The following is a 21,793-nucleotide window of genomic DNA, read 5'->3' on the forward strand; positions in this document are numbered from 1 at the left end:
AGGTTGTGTTATATTTATCCTACAATGGTGACAGAGATGTTGATGCGTACACCACTGCTGCTTTCAGTCCACCACTTAACGTTCTTTATCCGGGAGGTATTATGAAAGTCAGAGATATCATGGAACCGTTGCACAACTGGTTAACCCCGGAGATGTCTGTTCTGCAGGCAATCCAGGTCATGAAACGGACCAAACGGGGCCATGGCCTTTCGGTCAATGGCATCGCCGTACTCGATAATGAAATGAAGCTGGTCGGCATCGTCTCGACCAAGGATATCCTGCGGCTCATCATCCCCTCTTATGCCTATATGGAAGGGGTGGCAAGCGACGATGAAAGCTGGGAAGGAATGAGGCTGGACCGGACAGAAAAGGTTCGCACCATGAAGGTACGAGATATCATGACAGAGGATGTCCGTACCATCTCTATGCATGATTCGGTGATGCACTGCGCCGATATCATGCTGACCGAACAGCTCCGGCGACTGCCGGTTATCGGCACCGATGGCCGGGTATTGGGAATAATTTATCTTCGGGATGTCTACAACGCTGTCACCGACATTCTCTGCGACACCTCTGCAATTGTCCAAACTGCCTGAAATTGTCTTTGACATCATGGTTTCCTGCCCCTGTAGCCTTACCTTTGAGGCTACAGGGCATTCTGAAACTCAAGATATTCTATATGGTTTCACGCCACCCCCAGGCGTCAGCCTGAGCCAGACACTCAGCGGCCGTACCAATAGCCTCATTGGTGGAAAGAGAACAAAGGCACTCACCAGCCGCAGCGTGGCCCAATCGAATTGTTTCCGTCATGGAAAGCCCTTCAAGCAGACCAAATATGAAACCGGAGGCAAAGGCATCCCCCGCCCCCACACTGCAGAGGATTGCCTCTTTCGGCACCTTGGTGGAGGGATGAACAATTGGCACCTCTCCCTTCACCGCGACCACACACCCTCGGGGAAAATGTACGGCCACGAGGTCGCGAACACCGAGATCCAGCACCTTGTAAGCTGCCCGCTTGACGGCTTCCACATCGGTCTCACCGTGTGAGGCGGTGACCTCACCTGCCAGCGCTCCGACCTCCAGATCGTTAATAACCATGGTATCCAGATAGGGCAGACATGGCCTGGCCAACTCTCGCAAACGTTTTGGCTGGAGGGAGATAAGCTCCATATTCGTCCGTAAACCTGCAGCCTTGGCCTTTCTTAATACATATACCCAGCCGTTGGCGTCGTCACCCCATGGAACGTCCATCCCATCATGAATCCCTGGAGCGCCAAGATGGAAGAGGCGAACATCTGAAGGATAATTGGCAAAACTCTCAGGTGTGAGCAGTGCATTCGCCCCCTGAGAGTGAAAGAACGTACGTTTGCCGTTGATCTTATTCGTCAGCACATCGGTATAGGATGTCTGTGCTTTTTCCTGAATGGCAATACGACTGGCGTCGATATCGTACGCTCGGCAACGATCCAGAATATAGTGGCCTTCGGCATCGTTACCGACGACACCGATACCAGCCAGGGGAAAGGTTCCTCCAAGCCGCCGCAGATTGACCGCCAGATTCATGCCAGGCCCGCCACCTTGAATCGTTTCCTCCAGGATGACAGCAACCGTTTCCTCATCCGGCCAGTGGTCCACGACTTTTGGTTTGTCCACCAGCCAGCAGCCACCACAAAGCACAGAGTTTCCGCCCATGTTTTACCCTTTTTTGAGGATGGGTTCTGTGACCTGCTCGTCCTCGTCACGCGAGAGGTTCGGCGAAAGGCCGTTCTTTGACAGTTCATCATGATATGCACGTACAGCCTCAAGCGGTGAGACCTCACGCTCCACCACCCGTCGCATCAATGTCACAAGTGAGATTGGATCTTCGGCCAGATTGATCTTACGGCCAAACAGCGCCACCCTGGCGCCATACTTCTCAGCCTGGGAAATCAGTTCAAAGGTGTCACGGGTGGTGCCTTTGGATCCCCCCAGAATACCAATGATCAATCCTTCAGGATCATAGGACGCCAGCTCTTCCATGACTTTCGGTCCGTTGTAGGCCATCTTCAGAAACAATGGTTGCTGTGCAGGCACCACACCAGCGACAGTTCTGGCAATGGCATCGTTGATAAACAGGGCCATATCCTCAGCGGACAGACCGGTGTCTACCGAAGGATGCGGATTAAATACCTCCAGGAAATGACGCATACCCACATCTGCGGCCACACCACGGAACTCCTTATACGCCGAAAGGGTTTCATAGTCGCACAACAGGTCGTTGGAGTAGGTCACAGAATATAGGCCAAGAGTCGCGAATTCTGTTGCCGCTTCAACATCAATGGTGGAAAAAGGCACAGACGGCTGCTCTATATAGCGGTTGCCACGAAGATACCAGATGTCTGTGGTATCGTTGAGGCGAACGGCGGGCGTCACAGGGCTCTCGGTAAACAGCCCTTCACCGACAAGGACTCCTGCCGATGATGCCGACATAAGCATGATGTCGATCAGTCCCGAGCGACTCATGGCCCGCATGGCATCCAGGTAATCCGCTTTGCTCTTAAACGCACCGGCGCGGGTAGGATGCGGACCGGGCGCGGCCATGCCCATGGCCATATCCCCGTCTTTTGCATCCGCAATGATGAAGTCCTTTGGCGTGTATGCACCGGACCTTATAGTTTTGAGTTTGACATCCAGGCTCTTAATCACACAAATCTCCTCTTAAAAGATACATTTTTAGAAAATGAATACAGCAATAGACGGTATACACTCATTCAATCAGTTCACGTCAGGTCAACAAGACCGGATCAGCATATCCTCCGGCAGAGGAGGCATGGCCCCCTGGCAGGAACAGACATAGGCCGCTACGCGGTTGGCATGGTCATTAATCTGGTCAAGGGAATGGCCTTTCAGCAACCCGAGAACCGTTGCCGCAGTAAACGAATCTCCTGCCCCTATGGTATCCACAATTTTTGCGGGATACCCTGCATGATCAGAGATATTCTCCGGTGACATGAGTAAACTCCCCTTTCCTCCTCGCGTCAGCACACCAAGACGAAGCGAAAAGCGCTCGACCAGCTGGCTCATCTGTTTTTTTTCATCACCGCCCAGCCCGAACATCCGGCCAAGCAATACAATCTCATCATCGTTGAGTTTCAGCACATCCGCCATTTCAAGAGAAGTCTCTATGATCTCCCGGCTATAGAAATTCTGCCGTATATTCAAATCAAATACTTTCAGAGTATTCGGACCCAACTTCGCAAGATAATCGACAATTGCCTTGCGCGAAATCGGTGATCGCTGGGCAAGGCTGCCAAAACAGACCGCGCTCAACCTCTGCCCCAGCGTTCCGTTTGTATCAGCAATCACCAGCCGATCCCAGGCAACATCATCCGGAAACGTATAGGATGCAACGCCCTGACTATCCACCTTCGCCAGGACATATCCCGTGGTTGCACCTGCCAGCACGGTAATGTAATCCGTCGAAACGGATCGCTTCGTTAATTCTTTTAACGCCGCTATGCCCCGACCATCATCTCCAACACAGGATATCGCATACGCTTCAGCACCCAGTGCGCCGGCATGATAGGCAAAATTTATCGGAGCGCCGCCAAGTTCTTCCGAATCCTGCAGCACATCCCATAGAACTTCGCCAATTCCGGCTATTACCAGCCTTTCAGAAACTTGATTTTTCATCGCACATCTCCTCCTTCGCCCTGAAACTCTGAACGAAGCTGCCTATATAAACGTTTGAACCGTTGATGGTTCTCCCGGTAGTGTCCCACATAGCTTTGGTCAGGGTCAAGGACCTCCTCAATTTCAGGCTCCCGGCACAATTCGTATGGATTCCCACCTTCAACCGCTAAACGGGCAAGCCGTGCCGCACCAAATGCAGGCCCACGCTCTTTCCCCCGATATCGGATAATGGGAATATTAAGGACCGAAGCAATGATCTGTGCCCAAATTCGGCTTTTTGCCCCGCCACCTCCAATCGCCGCCCGTTGAATTACTGTTCCCGATCCGGTTAAGGCATCCCGGCCGTCGGCAATGGAATATGCCACGCCCTCCATAACCGACTGGCAGAGCGACTCCCTATCGGTTGTCGGGCTGAGACCGAAAAATACCCCCCGGGCATGCGGATTGTTATGTGGTGTCCTCTCGCCGGTCAGGTAGGGGAGGAACAACATATCACCAGGTCCATCGTATCGCTCATGCAGTCTTGCGTCAACCACCCCTGCATCCTCGCCCAGCAGAGAACAGACCCAGCCAAACGCCGACGCTCCGTTCAACATTGCTCCCATCTGGTACCAAAGATCAGGTAACGCATGACAGAAGCTGTGGACAACACTCTCCACCGCTGGTTTATAGGAAACGGTAGGACTAAAGATGTGTGCTGAAGTGCCAAGAGACACGACGGCGTCTCCAGCCTTGACACAGCCAAATCCGATCGCACCTACCGGGGTGTCACCACCTCCGCCAGCCACAGGAAGATCAGCTGCAATTCCCAACAGTTTTGCCGCCTCACCAGTAAGATGTCCACACACCTCATCACTTTCCACTAGAGGGGGAAGCTGGGATAATGACAACCCGACCGCATTGACAGCAGCCTTGGACCATACTCTGCGTTCCTGGTCCAGCAGCCAGGTTCCCGCAGCATCTGAATAATCGGTGGCAATCTCCCCGGTCAGTCGGTAGCGAATATAATCTTTCGGGGAGAGCAGCCAGCGAGTTTTCTCCATCACATCGGGCTCATTTGATGCTAACCACAAAAGCTTTGGAGCTGTCAGACCCGGCATCGGCAGCACTCCCACCTCCTTCGCCAGGAGGGGAAAGCGTTCTTGCAAATACGCTGCCTCGTTCACTGCCCTTCCATCATTCCAGAGAATGGCTGAACGTAAGGGTCTGCAATCCGAATCCAACAGCACTGCTCCGTGCATCTGGCCGGTAAGGCCAATGCCTTTCAGGGTACTCTTATCCACCCGTTGGTCCTTCCACAGTTCTGTCATGGCGGCAATGACTCCGCCCCACCATTGATCCACTTCCTGCTCCGACCAAGAAGGATGCAGCCGGGTTGTGGTGAGCGGCACTGAAGCGGAGACGACCTCCTCTCCCCGCTCATTGACCAGTATCGCTTTTATGGCAGAAGTCCCTATATCAATCCCGAGATACGTGCATATCATGATGAATTCTCACATAGTTTCTCTTTCAGTCAGTAGCATCACCAGTAAATTGCTCTTTTCGACGATTACATCTTGACACATATTCATACCCGGTGTAAATAAATTTATCTTCTATATTTAATCATGATTCGTATTTTTAGCCATTTAACACGGTCTTTGCCACATATCATTTAATTAAAGATTATTAATTTAATTAACAGGGCGGCGTATGATCCCTCACATTCCTCTTCAGGTGCAACCATTGGATCTCCGCTACAATGAGCGCAAGGTTCTGCAGATCCTGCGACGAATGGGCCATGCATCCAAAGCGGAAATCGCCCGTATTGCCAACCTCACCAATGCTGCCGTCGGCTCTATAGTCTCGTCTCTAGAGGAGCAAAATCTGATCCTCTCAGGAAAAAAACGGCATGAGGGTCAACGGGGACAGCCCGCCACCATGATCCACCTGAATCCTACCGGTGCGTACGGCCTTGGTGTCCGGCTGGAGAGAAACGGGTTCCAGACGGTATTGATCGATTTCGATGGCAACATCCTCTCGAGATTCACGAATGAGATGGAGCTCCCACCACCAGAACAAACCCTGGAAATCGTCTGCAGCGACATTAACGCAGCGCTTGCTACCATGCCGGCCGAATCCCTTTCCCGCCTCACCGGAGTAGGCCTTGCCACCCCCTATCACCTTGGCAGCTGGCTGAAAGAACTCGGGTTACCGGAAAAGAGCTTCAAGCAGTGGGACTCGTTTGATTTTGCAGCACAACTCGAGGATACGACAAAAATTCCTGTCCACAGCGAAAATGACGGTACCGCTGCGGCCATTGCTGAGCTCTTTTATGGAGCAGGCAGAGAGGTTGATGACTTTCTCTATCTTTTTTTCGGGCCGGCCATCGGAGGTGGGCTGGCTCTCAAGGGAGACATCGTGCGCGGTAGCACAGGCAATGCCGCCGACGTGGCAACCATGGCAGTCCCTCCCTCAAAATTACCTTCCGCAACACGCCCCGACAAAAAATGGGATATTCTCATTAACAGGGCATCGCTGAACAGTTTGCGGAGACACCTGCTAAGCCGTCGACCAGGAATAGAGGTAGGCACCCGACTCCAACTCGAACTTGCCGTACAGACGTATGGCAAGGAAAGCGACGAGTGGGCTGATGACTGTATCGACGCTCTTATCCCAACTATCATTTCTGCAAAATCCCTCCTCGACTTCCCTACGCTTGTACTGGAAGCCAACATAGGAGGAGGGCTTGTCACAATGTTGCGCGATCGTCTCGCCAAAGCCCTTGACGAGAACATGCCCGAAGCATGGTCTCCCCCAAAACTGGTGACCGGCACCTTTGGTTGTGATGCAAGCGCTGTAGGCGCTGCTAGCCTGCCGATCTTCTACAATTTTTCACCCAGAAAACCACTCCAATGAATACAGAGGTTTCGAGCATGAGTGAGAACAAGGCCAAAACACCTATCCTGGAAATGTTCAACATCAGCAAAACCTTTCCGGGAGTCAAGGCACTGCAGAACGTTCAGCTGACAGTATACCCAGGTGAAATTCACTCCCTGATGGGTGAGAACGGGGCTGGAAAGTCAACGCTCATGAAAGTCCTTTCCGGTGCCTATCAGGCAGATGCCGGCGGGGAAATCAGGATTGACGGACAAGCGGTCACCATCAATAACCCGATCGATGCCAAAGAGTACGGAATAGCCGTCATCTACCAGGAGCTCTCGCTATCTCCCAATCTCACCGTAGCTGAGAACATCTACATGGGACGGGAGCTCAAAAAAGGCCTCATGATTGACCGCAGGTCCATGGAGTTGGGATGTGTTGACGTACTTGAAAAACTCGGAGCCTCCTTCGGACCAACCACCCGCGTAGCCGACCTTTCCATCGCCGAACGGCAACTTGTCGAGATATCACGAGCTATCCATGCCAACGCCCGAATCCTGGTAATGGATGAACCGACAACCGCCCTGTCATCGCGGGAAACCGACATGATGTTTGCCCTGATCAAAAAGCTGAAAAGTGAAGGTTTGGCAATCATCTATATCTCCCATCGAATGAACGAGATATACGAACTCTCCGACCGAGTCAGCGTAATGAGGGACGGCACCTATGTCGGTCAGCTGAGCAGAGAGGAGCTCTCTTCTGAAAGGTTGGTGAAAATGATGGTTGGCCGCGACATCAGCGGCTTTTACACCAAGGACCACGACGCGAAAGGAAGTCGCGGCAAGGTTATTTTCGAAGCTCGCAGGCTCCGGGATGACAAGGCAGTCAAGGAGTGTGACTTTGCCCTCCACCAAGGGGAAGTGCTCTGCATTGCAGGACTTGTCGGTTCCGGCAGGACAGAACTCGCCCGCCTCATATTCGGCGCAGACCAGAAAACCGGGGGCAAAATGCTGATCGACGGAAAGGAAATCAACATCCGGGACCCTCGGCAGGCGCTCGACGCAGGCATAGTCTACCTCACAGAAGACAGGAAAGCACAAGGGGTATTCCTGGACATGAGTGTACACGATAACCTCAACCTCATTGTGTGCAGCCGCGATGCCAGAAAAGGAGGCATTCTCGACAGGACCAAAGCGGAAAATCGTTCGCGATCCGCCATTAAGAACCTGGCCATCAGAGTTGCCAGTCCGAGGTCTGAAGTCGGTAAGCTTTCCGGTGGCAACCAGCAGAAGGTGCTGCTATCGCGACTTCTCGAAACGGAACCGAAGGTGTTAATCCTCGACGAGCCGACCCGCGGGGTGGATGTCGGGGCAAAATCTGAAATCTACAAGATAATAGACGATTTGGTTCAATCGGGAATCGGCATCATCGTCATTTCCAGCGAACTCCCGGAGGTCGTCGGTATTGCAGATAGAGTACTGGTCATGAGGGACGGAATCATAGGCGGCGAAGTAGGTGGCCCAACTGGGATGGAAATCACCCAGGAGAACATCATGCACTTTGCCACCGGAGCAAATGTTGAAGCTGAGGAAAAACGTATCTAAGGGAGGGTTGGGGATGCAAAGCTCAAATAGCACGAACGAGACCACGGCAAGCACTAACACGCTGCAGGGACTCTCAGATCATAAACAGCGGGTTCAGAATTTTATCAGAATTGTCGGCATGCTGCCTGTGCTCATTATTCTTTGTATCGGTTTCGAGCTTCTCACCGACCGATTTATGTCATGGCAGAATATCTCGATCGTTGCCCAGCAGGCATCAATTAATATCGTACTCGCGGCCGGTATGACCTTTGTCATCCTCACCGGCGGTATCGACCTGTCGGTTGGCTCCATCCTGGCCGCATCAGCCATGGTTGCCATGATATGCTCTAAAATTCCCAATTTCGGGATGATTGGCATTCTCGGCGGCTTGGCGGCAGGACTCGTACTGGGTCTTTTTAACGGTAGCCTTATTGCAGGGCTCAGATTACCGCCCTTTATCGTCACTCTTGGTGGCCTCACGGCCATGCGGGGCATTGCCCGACTCGCCGGCAACGATACCACAGTCTTCAATCCGGAACTGCCCTTTGCCTTTATCGGCAACGAATCGCTGTTCGGAGTGCCATGGCTGGTGATTATCGCCTTCTCTGTTGTAATCATCTCCTGGTTTATCCTCAAAAGAACGGTGTTGGGTATCCACATTTACGCAGTGGGCGGCAATGAAGATGCCGCACGGCTGTCTGGCATAAAAGTGTGGAAGGTGCTCCTGTTCGTCTACAGTCTTTCCGGGTTGCTCTCAGGTCTTGGTGGTGTCATGTCAGCAGCGCGGCTCTATGCGGCAAACGGAATTCAGCTTGGCGTTGCCTACGAACTTGATGCCATCGCCGCAGTTATTCTTGGCGGTACCAGTTTTGTCGGCGGTATCGGAACAATCTGGGGAACCCTTATTGGCGCACTGATCATCGCAGTGCTGTCGAACGGCCTCATTCTGCTCGGTGTATCGGATGTTTGGCAGTTTATCATCAAGGGTGGCGTCATTATCGGCGCGGTGGCCCTTGACAGGTATCGCCTGAGTACATCCGGCAAAGGTTGATGGCGTCATAAAAACAGATCCAACGACCCAAGAAGCATACAACCACAAAAGCAAACCCCTGGCAGGTGCCTTCATCAAGGTAGCTGCCAGTTAACCGCAGTACAATTACCTGGCACACAAGGCTAATAGTGACAGGTCGGCATCCATCCAACTATCATAAAAGAGGAGTGTAAAAAATGAAGAAGCTTCTACTGGCAGGACTCGTATTGGCAATGAGCACTGTAAGCGCCCAGGCGAAAGATCTGAACAAGATCGGCATCTCCCTTGGCTCTTTAGGCAACCCGTTTTTCGTCACCATGGTAAATGGTGCCACCGCCAAAGCCAAAGAGTACAATCCCAATGCTGAGGTTATTGCTGTTTCCGCCGACTACGATTTGAACAAGCAGTTCACCCAGGTTGATAACTTTATCGCAGCGGGTGTTGATATGATCCTGATCAACGCTGTCGACGCAAACGCCATCGAAGTGGCTATCAAACGTGCCCAGAAAGAGGGGATTGCGGTTGTCGCCGTCGATGTCTCCGCAAAAGGTGCTGATGCAACTGTACAGACCAACAACGTCCAGGCCGGTGAAATTGCCTGTCAGTACATCGTTGACAAACTTGGCGGCAAAGGTGATGTTATTATCCAGAACGGCCCTCAGGTTTCCGCCGTTATTGACCGTGTTAACGGCTGTAGGAGCGTATTTGCCAAAGCGCCTGGAATCAATGTGCTTTCCGATGACCAGGATGCCAAGGGCTCACGTGATGGCGGTCTGAACGTCATGCAGGGGCATCTCACTCGTTTCCAGAAAATTGATGCGGTTTTCACTATCAACGACCCGCAGGCAATCGGTACTGATCTGGCAGCAAAGCAGCTCAAGCGTGACAACATCATCATCACCTCCGTTGATGGCGCTCCTGATATTGAGGAAGCTCTCAAAGGCAACACCATGGTTGAAGCATCAGCCAGCCAGGATCCCTACGCCATGGCCCAGATGGGCGTAGATGTCGGTGTAAAGATTCTGAATGGTGAAAAGCCGGCTGAAAGCATGATCCTCATGCCATCCACCCTCGTAACCAGGGAAAATGTTGGAGAGTATAAAGGCTGGACTTCTGAGAGATAATTCGGCAGACTGTATATCATGAGCAAAGGCATCCATTCCGATCTGGATGCCTTTGCCATTACTGAAGCTTTGACATGATGTGCTGATACACGCAGCATCCTATGGAGTATGAGACCTGCCATATGAAAATACTCAACTTCGGCTCCCTCAATATTGACCATGTGTATCATATCGAGCACTTCGTCCAACCAGGCGAAACCATTGCCTGCTCCTCATACAATCGCTTTAGTGGCGGCAAAGGCCTGAATCAGTCCATTGCCCTCGCCCGGGCAGGAGCGGATGTATACCATGGCGGAAAAATCGGGGCTGACGGCTTGTTTTTAAAAGAACAGTTGGAAAAAAGTGGCGTCGATACTCGCTTTGTCCACCAAGGCAATACGCCCACAGGCCATGCTGTAATCCAGGTATCAAAAGAAGGTGAAAATTCTATAATCATAGCAGGAGGAGCAAACCGCTGCATTACAACGGATGAAATAGCAGATACTGTTTGCACATTTGCCAAGGGTGACTACCTCCTTGTCCAGAATGAAATTTCCGGTGTTGATCATATTATTTCAAAGAGCTCCGAGATGGGATTAAAGATTGTTTTCAATCCGGCCCCATTCACCCCTGCTATCAGCAACTATCCTCTTGAACTGGTAGACATCTTCATTCTTAATGAGACCGAGGCTGCCGCGATTACCGGGCTGACGCACCAACAAGACATCATCGAACAGATGAGAAAACAGTTTCCCAATGCAGAGGTCATCTTCACCATGGGCGCCAAAGGTGCCTTATTTGTCAAAGGTGATATCGAGCACATTGCTCCGGCTAAACAGGTAACCGCCGTCGACACAACCGGGGCCGGTGACACCTTTATCGGTTTCTTTCTTGCTTCCCATATGTGCTCGGGCAACATCCCCGAAGCACTTGCAATCGCGACTGCCGCAGCAGCAATGAGTGTGACCCGACATGGTGCTGCCGACTCAATACCGACCCTAGATGAGGCGAAAGCCTTCAGCAACACACATTGACTCGTGAAAAATCCTTATGAAACGATCTGAAGTAAACAGCTATATCAACGAGGCGAAAACACTGTTTGACTCAATCTCATTCAAACTCCCCCCTTTCGGCTTCTGGAGCCCAACAGACTGGGCCGGCAAGGGACATGAGGCTGACGAAATACGGGACAATCAGTTAGGATGGGATCTCACCGACTACGGTGAAAACAACTACCCCAGCCTGGGCCTGCTACTGTTTACCATTCGTAACGGCAACTATAACCGTCGGCAACAGTACCCGAAAGGGTACGCTGAAAAAATCATGATCGTGAAAGAAGAGCAGGTCTGCCCCATGCACTTTCACTGGAAAAAGCGGGAAGACATCATCAACCGCGGAGGAGGTAATCTCGTCATCGAGCTGTATACGGCCGACAGTATGGAAGAACTCTCCGATGAGAACTTCACCGTTACAGTGGATGGGGTCACCCGGCAATGCGGATCTGGTGACAAAGTGATCCTCACGCCCGGTGAATCTATCTGCCTCGAACCGTATATGTATCACAGGTTTTACGGAGAAAAAGGCAAGGGAACCGTCATCGTCGGCGAGGTGTCCGACGTCAACGACGATGATAACGACAACCGTTTTCTTGAACCGTTAAAACGGTTCCCGGCAATTATCGAAGACGAGCCGCCGGTTCACCTGCTCTGCAACGAATATCCACCTGCACAGTAGAGGATACTACGCATTACATCGCTGCAATTTCTGCTCGACGAAAGCAATCAGGGTCATGGTCATTGACCATGCCAATTGCCTGCATGAAAGCATAGATGATGACCGGACCAACAAACGTCATCCCACGCTTTTTGAGATCTTTCGAAATGCGACGGGAAAGATCGGTCTCAGCCGGGATTTCACTTCTGTCCGTGTAATCGTTTTGCACTGGAGTATAATCGACCCAATTCCAGATGTAGCTATCAAAACTTCCGTACTCTCGAACAATCTCAAGGAAAGATCGTGCATTTCGAATGGTGCCGTTTATTTTCAAACGGTTACGCACAATCCCCGCATCCTGCAGGAGAGCTGCCACCTTCTCCTCGTCATAGCCGGCCACTTTCACAACGTCAAAGTTATCAAAGGCTTTCAGGAAATTATCCCGTTTTTTCAAAATCGACAACCAGGACAGACCGGCCTGCATCCCCTCAAGAACCAGCATTTCAAATAAAAGCCTGTCGTCATGTACCGGCACGCCCCATTGCTCATCATGATACCTGACATATTCCGGAGAGCTGAGATCGCACCATTTGCAACGAATTATTTTCATGCCATATCTCCTGTGTAAATTGAAAATCGATACCGACAGGCATCATACCCATTTTCAATGTATTTGGCCCAACCTGTTCAAAAAGTCAGATGGAAAAATGACAAATGGACCGCCCCTCACAGAAGAGGCGGTCTCGACATATCTGCTATACATACTTTCAGTGGGTGGCGCAGGCAATACACGGATCAAAAGCACGCACGACCCAACCCATGGCCCGGTCAAGGCCCATGTCAATCCGGTCCTCATGGACATAGCGTTTGGCCATGCTCGTGAGAGCCCGTTCGATGGAGAAGTTATTGTGGACGGTCGGGATCACAAACTCGGCCCGGACAATGAGACCATTCTCGATCTGGTAATGATGGATCAGCGGCCCTCTCGGGGCCTCCACCAGACCAAAACCACAGCCATCCCGCGGCACCACTGGCACATTCATCTCGCCGTCGTAGAGGTTTTTGGCCAGAATCCGGTCGGCACGCTCAAGGCCGTTAATCAACTCGATACCACGGCAGAGATCAAAGAGCAGAATCTGATGGGCAGGACTTCCGAACTCGACCCGGAACCGCTCGAGATAACCGTCAGCAATCGGGGTGCCGGTTGATTCAGCAAGGTTCATGCGGGCCAGACTGTTGGCACGGATCGGCAAATCATTAAAACTGGTCTTGCTCGAATAGCTGTCCTGCACCCGATGAAACTGCAGGAACTCTTTGTACTGACGCGGCCTGAAAGTGATGGTCTCGGAACCGTCAGATTTTTGCATGGTTACATGATCGACCGGACGGGTCGGATCATTCTTGTCGACAGCAACCATGTAATAGAACGGATCGTTGTCCTCCCACTTGCCGACGCTGCGCTCCATTTTCCGAGTGAGTTGCCAGTATTCGTCAAACAGACTACAGGCAAGCGGCAGCGCTTCTTTGATCTTGGCCCGCATGGCCTTTGCCGCTGTTGGATCAATCCCGGAGACCACACCACCCACCACCGCCTTGACCGGATGGATGAACTGGCCGCCGGCCACCGAAATGAGCTCGGTGCCGATCTTGCGAACGGCCATTGCCATCTTGCTGATACTGCCAAGCATATCATGGCCAATCTTTTCATCAGCCCCAAAAATGGAGGTGGCCTGAAGCTTATCTGGCAAGGTGAAAAAGAAGAGTGAGGTGGCCTGATTCTGAACCAACTGGCCGACCATCATCAAATGGCGGATCTCCTCAGCCACTGGCGGAGGGGTTATGCCATAAGCATGCTCAAGCGCCTCGACTGCTGCAATATGATGGGAGGTAGAACAGACCCCGCAAACCCGGGGCACAATCACTGGCATCTGGTCAGCAGGCATACCCTGGAGAAATTGTTCAAATCCCCGGTACTCCTGGGCCAGGAAACGGGCATTACGAACCTTGCCTTCATCAATATCCACTACGACCTTGGCATGGCCTTCGATACGGGAAATAGGAAACTGGATTGTCGTTGTCATAATTAAAGCACCTTCTCTTTGGGTCGGCTCTCGAGTTCAGTATCTGAATAGTCGGAAAATTGGAACAAAAACAGGGCGAGATGGGGTGATTTCAAGGCCTCACTAATCTCCTGCGAATCGATATCGGTCATGTGCGCAAATACTTTGATCAGACTGCTAAACCAGGCATTCGCGTCTTTTTCGATCAGGTTGTTGGACGGCCCCCGGCAACCGACGCAAGGAAATCCCGCCCGCGGGCAAATCGCCCCACAGCCGTTTCTTGTGGAGGTACCCACGCAGAGCTGGCCCTGCTTGACCAGACAGAGTTCTGGATCAGCGTCTTTGTGAATCTCATGGGCAAGTGTCGTCGGCCTGACATCTTTTGGTTTTCGACGCCCACATTCCTTACAGACGATGCTGGTGGATTTGAGCGACTCAGGTTCATTGAGCAGTTGAACAAAGAGGCTCGGCACCGGCGGACAACCCGGTAGATAATTATCAACCTTCACCTCGGTATCGATCGGCCGGCACTTGGGTAACATGCGCGGCACACGGCCCTGATGGGTGTTGGCCAGAAACAGCTCACGGATATCGTGTCTATCGCCCAGCCCCGCAACTCCACCTGAAATCGCACAGGTCCCCACGGCGATAATCTTCTTCACCCGACTTGCCGATTCCCGTAATTTCAACAGGTCCTCGTCAGTACGGATACCACCGGTAACCAGGAGCACATCCACTCCAGGAACGTCATGGGCCGTCACGACCAACGGCATATAGGCAAGCTTTGCCAGGTCCAGTTCTTCACCGGCATTCAAGAGCGACACCTCGCACCCGGCACAGCCTGTCAGCTGCAGCACAGCAAAACGCATAATTCCTCCATTTGCTCTATCAAGCATGAATACGTAAAAGAGTTGGTTTCAAATGAGTGGTCCATCGTCAGCAGATCGCTTGGTAGCACAAACTGAAGACGATAAACGAAATATTCAGAGTTCTTAAAGTCACCGTATCGATGGCTCATCTTCAAACCCAGGATCGACGCGAAATCTTCACTGGTCTTACCAGATTACACGTGGTCGAGTTCAAGAATGCAACTATTGTTAATCATGACGGAATGATGTCATGAGTTACTTCATATGCAAAGATGAGTACCCACATTTGCCATACATTATTTTGAAAGCAGCAGAGTCAGTAAACACCTCAATCTGTCGGATTTGAATTGCTACTCTAGCGAAGTATAGGAAAAATGACAAGAGCGGGATCGAATCGCGAGGTACACTGGTAGGACCACAGATTAGACAGATAGGGAAGATTTCTGACTTGCAGATGATGTTATTTTTCAATCCATCATATGTCGTTTACGAGCAACAGGATTCATCTCAATGACCCACATACCAACGGAACAGTTAGTCTTTTAACATGTCAGGCATTTTGTGGAATGCCCCCTCAACAGTCTGACCCATCCACATAGCATCGTCCAGACAATCATTCATAATATCTGACAGTTAACCGGGACTATGGCCAATAAGCTCGACACACCTGCTTGTTCGCCCCAGCCATTGATGGAAATAGCATGCACCTTAAAACAGCCCATTCTTTCCCCGGCAACCCGCAGTCCATCACCCCTAATAGCCTAAAATAGCGAAGAAATAGAAACCTGTTTTACATCTTTTAGTCAGATCCAATTTCGTTCACAACTAGTCATTTGTGGTATCATCAACCACGCTGTCATCATCTTAAGACAATGGCCTTCCATGGCAGATAGAAATCGTCGACATTTTACTATACAATCAAATGGTTAATCAATATACCTTGTCAATCTGGGCAGGAATTTGAAAAACGCACGGTTTGGTTACAGAAAAAAACCGGATTTTTGCCGACGAAGGGATACCTTGAGAAAAAATAACTTTGGCGAAAGGATAAAAAATGGATTAACACCGCAAATTAATACACTTACATCAACAGGAGCTACAACTACATATTTTAGAAACCAGGGTGTCACAAAAGCATTTTTCGTGACACCCACTCTACAAAACCTTGGACGCTACCTGATATCGGCATCCCAGAAATGGCAGGCAACCTGATGCTTTGCTCCCGCATCCACCAGAGGCGGTTTTTCCTTGGCACATAGCGGCTGAGCGATCGGACAGCGTGTTCTGAAAACGCAACCGGTAGGTGGTGACAGCGGCGACGGCAGATCACCTTCGAGTACAATTCGCTGCTTGTTCTTCTCCTGCTCCGGATCAGGAATCGGCACGGCTGAGATCAACGCCTTGGTATAAGGGTGCTTCGGCTCATCATAAAGGCTTAACTTGTCGGCTATCTCCATCACATTGCCGAGATAGAGCACCATGATACGGTGACTTATATGACGGACGATGGAGAGGTCATGGCTGATGAAGATAAGCGACAACCCGAAGCTCTGTTGCAGATCCTGAATGAGGTTGATGATCTGGGCCTGAATTGAGACATCCAGCGCCGAAACCGGTTCGTCACAGACAATCAGCTTAGGGCGCAAGATCATGGCCCGGGCCACCCCGATACGCTGACACTGACCGCCGGAAAACTCATGGGGATAGCGGTTGATCATCTGCGGCAACAGTCCCACCTCCTCCATGATTTTGGCTACCCGCTGTTTACGCTCATCTTTTGATAGCTCGGGATAATGCACAGTAAGCGGCTCGGCGATAATATCACCGATGGTCATGCGAGGATTGAGACTTGCCAGCGGATCCTGAAAGATAATCTGCAGATCACGACGATAGAGGATCATCTGTTTGGGCCCCAGTCCTTCCAGATGATGGCCTTGCCAAACCACCTCTCCAGCCGTCGGCTCGATCAACTGCAGGACACCCCGACCCAGGGTTGATTTGCCGCAACCTGACTCGCCGACAACGCCCAGGGCCTCTCCGCTATAGAGATCGAAGCTGACATCATCCACCGCTTTTAAGGGAATCGGTGGCACGAAAAACTTGCCGCTGGAGATGGGAAAATAGACTTTCAGGCCTCGTACCGACAAAATCGGGGCACCATTACTATTACTATTCTTCGAGGTAGTCGTCGCTTCCATTTTACATCTTCTCCAGATAACAGGCCTTCATTCTGCCACTACCGATCTCTGCAAGCTCGGGACGATCGGTCCAGCATTTCTCCATAACGAATTCACAGCGTGGGGCGAAGCTGCAACCCGATGGTAAATTCTGCAGGTTGGGCGGCTGCCCGGCGATAGTGTAGAGTTTGTCGCTGCCTGGATCGTCGAGCCTCGGCATGGAGTCAAGAAGCCCTCTGGTATAGGGGTGTTGCGGGTCGTTGAAGACCTGATGCACCGTGGCCTGTTCAACAATGCGGCCACCGTACATCACCACCACCCGGTCGCTCAGCCCGGCGATCACCCCGAGATCATGGGTAATCATCACCGTCGCCATATTCAGCTCACGACCAAGGCGGGCCAGCAGTTCGAGAATCTGCGCCTGAACGGTCACATCGAGCGCCGTGGTCGGCTCATCGGCAATAAGCAGTTTCGGCTGACAGAGGAGCGCCATAGCGATCATCACCCGCTGGCGCATACCACCTGAGAACTCATGTGGATACATGCCAATCCGCTTTCTGGATTCAGGAATTCCCACCAGATCGAGCATATCGATGGAGGCCTTGGTCGCGTCCTCCTCACCCATGCCACGATGCTCCATCAGGACCTCGGTCATCTGTCGGGAGATTCGCAGGTAGGGGTTCAGCGAGGTCATCGGATCCTGGAAGATCATCGAGAACTCAACGCCACGAAGTTTATTGAGCTCCGCCGGGTTTAAACCGAGGATCTGCTTGCCATTGAAATAGGCCTTGCCTTCGGCTTGGCCGTTTTTGGCCAAAAGACCCATAATGGACATAAAGACCTGAGTCTTGCCGGAACCCGATTCCCCGACGATGCCGAGGCACTCGCCTGGTTCAATGGAAAAATTCACATCACTTACCGCGCACACCTCACCGTCGTGGGTATAAAAGCGCGTCGTCAAATTCTGAACATCAAGCAGCATAATTACCTGTCCTTGGGATCGAGGGCGTCACGCAGGCCGTCGCCGATAAAGTTGAAGCAGAAGAGGGTCAAAGCTAGAAAAACAGCGGGGAAAATCAGCATCCACGGTGCCGACTCCATCTGCTTGGCTCCTTCTGAAATAAGCACACCCCAGCTGGTGAGCGGTTCCTGCACCCCAAGGCCCAGAAAGGAGAGAAAGGACTCGGTCAGGATCACCTGGGGAATTGTAAGTGTCATGTAGACAATGACCGGACCCAGGACGTTGGGAATGATGTGCCTGATGATGATCTTCCAGTTGGAGACACCAATAGCGTGGGCCGCTTCGATAAACTCCTTTTTCTTCACTGACAGGGTCTGGCCGCGGACAATCCGGGCCATGGTCAGCCATTCGACCGCACCCAGCGCCACGAAAATGAGAAAGATATTGCGACCAAAGAAAACCATCAACAGGATCACAAAGAACATAAAGGGCAGCGAATAGAGAATGTCGACGATACGCATCATCACATTGTCTATCCTGCCACCGAGAAAGCCGGCGGTCGCTCCGTAGGTCACCCCAATTAAAAGGCTTACTGTGGTGGCGAGTACACCCACCATCAGAGAGATACGCGCACCAAACAGGGTGCGAACCATGAGATCGCGACCATTGCCGTCGGTGCCGAACCAATGTTTGAGTTCCCCATTGGGCGCACCCGGAAAATCATACCCCCAATCCGGCTCGTCATAGGCCCATGGGGAGAGATAGGGTGCCAGAATTGCCAGTATCACGATAATACCCAGCAACACCATGGAGACCACGGCCGCCTTGTTATGCATCAGGCGACGCATCGCATCCTGCCAGAGGCTGCGCCCCTTGACCGTTTCCGCTATTTCCAGCCCGTTCAGCTGGTCTTTCATGAATGGTGTAGTAGCCACTTATTCAACCTTTACTCTCGGATCAAGAAAGCCGTAGATGAGATCCACAACCAGATTCAGCCCAATAATGAGCACCGCGTAGAAGATGACAACGCCCATCACCACTGGATAATCACGATTCAAAGCTCCGGTGACAAAGTATCTGCCAATGCCGGGAACATCGAAAATGGCTTCGATAACCACGGAGCCGGTAATGACCGCAGCAGTAGCCGGTCCAAGATAAGAGATGACCGGCAGCAACCCGCCTTTCAAGGCATGGCGCACCACGACAATCTTTTCAGCCAAGCCCTTGGCCCTGGCGGTTCGGATAAAATTGGAGTGCATGGTCTCGACCATAGATCCCCGAGTCAACCGGGAAATATAGGCGATCTGCGGTAGCGCCAAGGTAATGACCGGCAATATCTGGTTCTGCAAAGCCCCATCGTTCCAGCCGGCCACCGGCAGCCAGGAGAGATAGACCCCGAAGACAAGCGCCAGAAGCGGTGCCATGACAAAGTTCGGAATGGCGATACCGGTCATGGCCAGCCCCATCACCATATAGTCAAAAGTTGAGTTCTGCTTGAGCGCCGCGATGGTCCCGGCAGTAACCCCGAAAACCACGGCGATCAAAATGGCTGCAAGACCAAGCCGTAGACTGACCGGAAAACCTGCCAGGATGAGATCTGTGACAGTAAAATCGAGATATTTAAACGACGGTCCGAAATCACCTTGGATAATATTGCCAATATAATCGAAATACTGCTGATGAAGCGGCTTATCGAGATTATAGACCTTGAGGATATTTGCCTCGATTTCCGGGGGCAGTTGCTTTTCACGGTCAAAAGGACCGCCGGGCGCAACCCGCATCATGAAAAAGGCGACGGTAACGACAATAAACAGGGTCGGGATGGCGCTGCCAAGACGACGTACGACGTAGGCAAACATAGAAACTCCTGGGAATAAACCAGTGACAAACAGGGGAAGTTATCGATGCGCACAGCCAGGAAGTCCGGCGTGAGACACCGTGGGTCCCCTTTCAACAACAGCGTCGGTTGGGGAAGCTGCTCGCTTCCCCAACCGACTGACTGATATTACTTCAGGGTTACATATCTCCAGCGATGGATGTCTTTGGAGTTATCTTCAAATCCAACGACATTCTTTGCTACGAGATTTTTGGAGACATAGTGATAAATCGGGATGATCGGCAGATCAGCCATAGCCAGCGACTCAGCCTTGTACATCAGCTCACCGCGTTTGGTGAGATCGGCAGTAACCTCAGCCTCAAGCATCAGTTTATCATACTCGGGATTGGAATAACGGCCGTAGTTGTTGGGACCGGTACGGGTTTCCAGCAGATAGAGGAAGTTCTGGGCATCGTTATAATCGGCAATCCAGCCAGCGCGAGCCACCTGGAAATTGCCCTGCTTCAGGTCGGCATAATGTACCTTGACCTCGGCGTTATACAGTTCCGTTTTTACACCGATCTGCTTCCACATAGAGGCGACAGCTACGGCGATACGCTTATGGTTCTCGGAAGTATTGTATTTCAGGGTCAGCTCAAGTGGTTTATCGGCGGTAAAACCTGCTTCTGCCAAAAGCGCTTTGGCTTCCTTAATCCGTTCATCATAGGGCATGCTTTTCCACTCAACCTCAGCAGGATGCTCATAGTGCGATACTCCGGGAGGCACGAAAGAGTAAGCTGGCAGCTCACCTGTCTTCAGCACCTTGTCGCAGATCGCCTCGCGGTTGACCGCCATGCTCAGAGCTTTACGCACCCGAAGATCGTTAAAAGGTGCAACAGAAGAGTTGATCGGATAGTAATAGACACCCATGTACGGGGCGATACGGGTCTCCTCCGGCATATTCGCTTTCAGCCAGTCGATCTGGTCTGAGGCGAAATCCATAGCCACATCAATTTCACCGGCACGGAAGCGCTTCTGGACCGCGGCCCTATCCTCCTGGGTATAGAAGGTCACATCATCAAGAACGACTGCACCTACGTCATAATATTTGTCATTCTTGGTTAATTTTACATGGGTATTCGGTAACCACTCAACGAGTTTGAACGGACCGTTAACAACCATATTTTCCGGTTTGGTCCAGTCTTTGCCCACCTTGTCAATAACATGCTTTGGTACCGGATAAGCGGTGTAATGGGTCAGCAGCTCGAGAAAATATGGGGCCGGACCGGTGAGTTTTACTTCCAGAGTCTGGTCATCAATGGCTTTGACGCCGAGAGTATCGGCAGCAGCTTTGCCGGAATTGATGGCTTCCGCACCTTCAATTATATAGAGAAGCGAAGCATACTCAGCTGCAGTCTCTGGCAGGAGAATACGCTGCATGGAATACACAAAATCATTGGCGGTCAGAGGAGTACCATCCGACCAGGTAGATTGACGGAGCTTAAAGGTATAGGTCTTGCCATCTTCGGAAATGGTCCAGGACTCAGCAACGCCTGGTATAGCGTTCGATTTGGGATCTTCAGTCGTGAGACCCACAAACATATCGCCAACTATGTAATTCTCCCAGGTACCACTCACTTTGTGCGGATCAAGAGAGGCCGGCTCACCCATTGAGGCAACCCGGAGATTTCCGCCGGCTAAAGCGATACCCGCAGTCATTACGGCAAAGACACAAGCCGCACAAAATAATTTTTTCAGTCCAAACAGCCCCTGCCATCGTTTTTCGCTCATAGAAATCCTCCCATGTGAGTTAAGTAATACCGCAACAACAGCAATCTAGTACTTCACCAAACAACGACTCGCAACTTCTTCCACAAACATTTGTATACTCATCCGGCTGATTAAGCAAGCCCGAAAGACTCCATCAATAGGACACCAAAACCAGAT

The 21,793-nt window shown here is 51.5% G+C and carries 19 protein-coding genes; 7 read left to right on the forward strand and 12 right to left on the reverse strand.

Annotation, left to right across the window (positions count from 1 at the left end; translation table 11 throughout):
- Positions 1–101 precede the first annotated feature (101 nt).
- Entirely contained in the window at positions 102–596 is a 495-nt protein-coding gene (locus tag BUF15_RS00560) for a CBS domain-containing protein (RefSeq protein WP_073611493.1), read from the forward strand.
- 79 nt (positions 597–675) lie between these two features.
- Here BUF15_RS00560 and BUF15_RS00565 read toward each other — a convergent pair whose 3' ends face one another.
- The 4 genes from BUF15_RS00565 to xylB all read right to left on the reverse strand — a co-directional run bounded on the left by BUF15_RS00565 (position 676) and on the right by xylB (position 5,156).
- Positions 676–1,692 carry a carbohydrate kinase family protein gene (locus BUF15_RS00565; RefSeq protein WP_073611494.1) on the reverse strand — a complete coding sequence of 339 codons (1,017 nt, stop codon included), beginning with the start codon at positions 1,690–1,692 and terminating at the stop codon, positions 676–678.
- A gap of 3 nt (positions 1,693–1,695) precedes the next feature.
- Entirely contained in the window at positions 1,696–2,685 is a 990-nt protein-coding gene (locus BUF15_RS00570; RefSeq protein ID WP_200802297.1) for a beta/alpha barrel domain-containing protein, read from the reverse strand.
- An 84-nt stretch (positions 2,686–2,769) separates the two neighbouring features.
- Complete coding sequence (locus tag BUF15_RS00575) at positions 2,770–3,672, reverse strand: carbohydrate kinase family protein (protein ID WP_073611495.1); 903 nt, start codon at positions 3,670–3,672, stop codon at positions 2,770–2,772.
- Positions 3,669–5,156 carry a xylulokinase gene (gene xylB / locus BUF15_RS00580; protein WP_073611496.1) on the reverse strand — a complete coding sequence of 496 codons (1,488 nt, stop codon included), beginning with the start codon at positions 5,154–5,156 and terminating at the stop codon, positions 3,669–3,671. Before xylB ends, BUF15_RS00575 begins: the two co-directional genes overlap by 4 nt.
- 208 nt (positions 5,157–5,364) lie before the next feature.
- Here xylB and BUF15_RS00585 point away from each other — a divergent pair, with 208 nt between their 5' ends.
- The 6 genes from BUF15_RS00585 to BUF15_RS00610 all read left to right on the forward strand — a co-directional run bounded on the left by BUF15_RS00585 (position 5,365) and on the right by BUF15_RS00610 (position 11,984).
- Positions 5,365–6,570 (forward strand): ROK family transcriptional regulator, encoded by a 1,206-nt coding sequence (locus tag BUF15_RS00585; RefSeq protein ID WP_073611497.1) that lies wholly within the window; start codon positions 5,365–5,367, stop codon positions 6,568–6,570.
- A 17-nt stretch (positions 6,571–6,587) separates the two neighbouring features.
- Positions 6,588–8,138, forward strand: a complete 1,551-nt coding sequence (locus BUF15_RS00590; RefSeq protein WP_073611723.1) for a sugar ABC transporter ATP-binding protein — start codon at positions 6,588–6,590, stop codon at positions 8,136–8,138.
- Between the two features lie 13 nt (positions 8,139–8,151).
- Positions 8,152–9,168 carry an ABC transporter permease subunit gene (locus BUF15_RS00595; RefSeq protein ID WP_073611498.1) on the forward strand — a complete coding sequence of 339 codons (1,017 nt, stop codon included), beginning with the start codon at positions 8,152–8,154 and terminating at the stop codon, positions 9,166–9,168.
- 176 nt (positions 9,169–9,344) lie between these two features.
- Positions 9,345–10,271 (forward strand): ABC transporter substrate-binding protein, encoded by a 927-nt coding sequence (locus BUF15_RS00600; protein ID WP_073611499.1) that lies wholly within the window; start codon positions 9,345–9,347, stop codon positions 10,269–10,271.
- Positions 10,272–10,393: 122 nt separating this feature from the next.
- Positions 10,394–11,284 carry a ribokinase gene (locus tag BUF15_RS00605; protein ID WP_073611724.1) on the forward strand — a complete coding sequence of 297 codons (891 nt, stop codon included), beginning with the start codon at positions 10,394–10,396 and terminating at the stop codon, positions 11,282–11,284.
- Between the two features lie 16 nt (positions 11,285–11,300).
- The gene (locus BUF15_RS00610; RefSeq protein WP_073611500.1) at positions 11,301–11,984 is read left to right on the forward strand and encodes a D-lyxose/D-mannose family sugar isomerase; all 684 of its coding nucleotides are present in this window, start codon (positions 11,301–11,303) and stop codon (positions 11,982–11,984) included.
- Between the two features lie 13 nt (positions 11,985–11,997).
- Here the strand turns inward: BUF15_RS00610 and BUF15_RS00615 are convergent, their stop codons facing one another.
- From BUF15_RS00615 to BUF15_RS00650, 8 genes are all read right to left on the reverse strand, one after another.
- Positions 11,998–12,573 carry a DNA-3-methyladenine glycosylase I gene (locus BUF15_RS00615; RefSeq protein ID WP_073611501.1) on the reverse strand — a complete coding sequence of 192 codons (576 nt, stop codon included), beginning with the start codon at positions 12,571–12,573 and terminating at the stop codon, positions 11,998–12,000.
- A 157-nt stretch (positions 12,574–12,730) separates the two neighbouring features.
- A complete protein-coding gene (locus tag BUF15_RS00620; protein WP_073611502.1) occupies positions 12,731–14,044 on the reverse strand; it encodes a Ni/Fe hydrogenase subunit alpha in 1,314 nt (437 codons plus the stop codon).
- A 2-nt stretch (positions 14,045–14,046) separates the two neighbouring features.
- Positions 14,047–14,892 (reverse strand): NADH-quinone oxidoreductase subunit B family protein, encoded by an 846-nt coding sequence (locus BUF15_RS00625; protein WP_073611503.1) that lies wholly within the window; start codon positions 14,890–14,892, stop codon positions 14,047–14,049.
- 1,172 nt (positions 14,893–16,064) lie between these two features.
- Positions 16,065–17,090, reverse strand: coding sequence for an ABC transporter ATP-binding protein (locus BUF15_RS00630; protein ID WP_073611504.1), 1,026 nt, complete (start codon positions 17,088–17,090; stop codon positions 16,065–16,067).
- Position 17,091: 1 nt separating this feature from the next.
- A complete protein-coding gene (locus tag BUF15_RS00635; RefSeq protein WP_143170587.1) occupies positions 17,092–18,051 on the reverse strand; it encodes an ABC transporter ATP-binding protein in 960 nt (319 codons plus the stop codon).
- 2 nt (positions 18,052–18,053) lie between these two features.
- Entirely contained in the window at positions 18,054–18,947 is an 894-nt protein-coding gene (gene oppC / locus BUF15_RS00640) for an oligopeptide ABC transporter permease OppC (RefSeq protein WP_073611506.1), read from the reverse strand.
- Between the two features lie 18 nt (positions 18,948–18,965).
- Positions 18,966–19,889: an oligopeptide ABC transporter permease OppB gene (oppB, locus tag BUF15_RS00645; RefSeq protein ID WP_073611507.1), complete on the reverse strand. Its 924-nt coding sequence runs from the start codon at positions 19,887–19,889 to the stop codon at positions 18,966–18,968.
- 146 nt (positions 19,890–20,035) lie between these two features.
- Positions 20,036–21,637: a peptide ABC transporter substrate-binding protein gene (locus BUF15_RS00650; RefSeq protein WP_073611508.1), complete on the reverse strand. Its 1,602-nt coding sequence runs from the start codon at positions 21,635–21,637 to the stop codon at positions 20,036–20,038.
- Between the last annotated feature and the right edge of the window lie 156 nt (positions 21,638–21,793).

Origin of the sequence: Desulfopila aestuarii DSM 18488 (genome assembly GCF_900143695.1) — a bacterium.
GTDB lineage: Bacteria > Desulfobacterota > Desulfobulbia > Desulfobulbales > Desulfocapsaceae > Desulfopila > Desulfopila aestuarii.